The 278-nt window shown below is 64.4% G+C and carries 1 pseudogene; it reads left to right on the plus strand.

Going from position 1 to position 278, the window contains the following annotated elements:
* Positions 1–47: 47 nt before the first annotated feature.
* Positions 48–278, plus strand: a pseudogene (locus SB822_RS56705) (branched-chain amino acid ABC transporter permease); the annotation flags it as partial.

Consider the following 278-nt stretch of genomic DNA (forward strand, 5'->3'; position numbering starts at 1 on the left):
TGTATTCCCTCGTGCGCTTCCCGAACATCGCCCACGTGCAATATGCGATGCTCGGCGCGTTCATCACGCTCGGCTGTCAGCGCGCCGGCATGCCGTTCGCGGTGGCGCTAGGCGTATCGTGTCTGGTGCTCGGCACGTTCGCGGTGCTGTTGAACCAGTTCGTCTTCGCCCGCTTGTTGCAGCGGGGCAGCGCCAACGCAATGATCGGCTCGCTCGCGGTGTCGATGATCATCGTGGCGGTCGTGCTGGCCTGTGCCGGTTCCAGCCCCCTGCACTAT

The sequence above is a fragment of the Paraburkholderia sp. SIMBA_054 genome (assembly GCF_046534875.1).
GTDB classification, from domain to species: Bacteria; Pseudomonadota; Gammaproteobacteria; order Burkholderiales; family Burkholderiaceae; genus Paraburkholderia; species Paraburkholderia hospita.